This is a genomic window from Finegoldia magna (genome assembly GCF_018371055.1).
In the GTDB taxonomy this organism is placed as follows: domain Bacteria; phylum Bacillota; class Clostridia; order Tissierellales; family Peptoniphilaceae; genus Finegoldia; species Finegoldia magna_I.
Map to the genome: position 1 here is coordinate 1 of NZ_JAGYZD010000304.1, position 1,758 is coordinate 1,758.

The following is a 1,758-nucleotide window of genomic DNA, read 5'->3' on the forward strand; positions in this document are numbered from 1 at the left end:
AATTCCTGCGACATTCTTGCCAGACAAACTCAGAGATAACTTCGTAAAAAACGGCTACGAAATGCTTATGGTTAATTCAGAATACCAAACAGCATCTGAGGAGGTTAACAAACAAATCGAACAAATGCGTGATGTAATTGCAAAACACGACAAGGACGGATATTTGACAGGTGAAGCAGTTCTAACAGACGATTTGACAGATATTTCTGACCAAGACTTCAAGATGGTTAACATAGCATCATTGATTGCGGTATTTTTAATCATTGCTATATCATTCAAATCATTTGGAATTCCAGTTGTTTTGATAGCTGCGATAGAACTTGCAATTCAAATCAACATGGCAATCCCATTCTACTTCAATCAAACAATTCCGTTTATCACATCGATAGTAATCGGAGTAATCCAATTGGGATCTACGATAGATTATTCTATATTGATGACAGACCGATTCCTATACGAATACAGTAAGCGCAAGAATGTAAACGAGGCTTTAAAAGTTTCAGTAAAAGAAACATCCAAATCAATTGTTACAAGTGCCTTATCATTCATGGCAGCAACAGTTGGTGTAGGAATTTATTCAAAAATGGAAATAGTATCCACAATATGTACGTTACTTGCTAGGGGAGCAATCATCAGTATGCTTGTAATCATAATATTACTTCCAGCATTATTGAGCATTACATTCCCATTTATCAAGAAAACAACTAAAAATTTAGCGTAAAGGAGAACAATTATGAAGAAAAATATTGAAAAAATCTTAGCTTTGTCATTGGTATCTTCAATGACATTTGCTAACCTTTCATTTGCAGAACAACAAGATTTAATCAAAAAATCAGAAACTGTTTATGTAACAGTAGAAGGCAACGAAATCAAAGACAAATCAGTTTCTGTGTGGTTAAATTCAGATAAAAATATAAAAGCGAACGACAAATCTAATTTGACAAATGTAAAAAATTTAAAAACAGATAAAGAACTAAAATCTGAAAATGGTTATTTGAAATTAGATGAAAACAAAAAAGACATCTACTACAAAGGTGACACAGACAAAAAACTTCCAGTGGATGTATCTGTAAAATACTTCTTAGATGGAAAAGAAATGAAAGCTTCTGAATTGGAAGGTAAGTCTGGTCATTTGAAGATTGTAATCACTTCTAAAAATAACAGATACGAAGCCAAAACAATTGACGGACAATCAAGAAATGTATATTCACCATATGTCGTTGTAGCAGCGATGACATTTGACGATGAAAAAGTAGAAAACGTCACATCAGATGATGTTAAAATCGTAAAAGATGGCAAGAACGAAATAGTAACTACAGTTATGACACCAGGAATGAAACAAAACTTGAGTGGGATTGTGGAAGACAAAAATTTGGACAAATTCAAAGACGAAGTTTCAGTTGAAATGGACATCAAGGATTACAAACCAGTAGAAATCTATTCTGTAATCACTAATGAATTTTTCCAAGAAAAGAAAAACATCGATTCATTGGATAAACTTCAAAACGGTGTTAAAGAATTACAAGTTAATTCACAAAAACTTGTAGATGCATCAGTTAAATTATCTGAAGGACAAGACAAACTAAACTCAGGAATTTCACAAATGCAAACAGGAGTTACAAAACTTCACTCGGGTTCACAAAAACTTGCATCATCAACACAACAAATGCAAGGCAAATTCTCAGGAATACAATCAAAAGTAGGTCCTATCCAAGGATATGTAGCTCAAATGAATGACGGTAGCTTGAAATTGTACAA

At 33.0% G+C, this 1,758-nt stretch carries 1 protein-coding gene and 1 pseudogene; both read left to right on the plus strand.

Features of this window, described 5'->3' with window-relative positions:
- On the plus strand, positions 1-721 hold a 721-nt coding region (locus tag KHW44_RS09355; protein ID WP_304068819.1), incomplete at its 5' end, for an MMPL family transporter.
- 12 nt (positions 722-733) lie between these two features.
- Positions 734-1,758, plus strand: a pseudogene (locus KHW44_RS09360) (hypothetical protein); the annotation flags it as partial.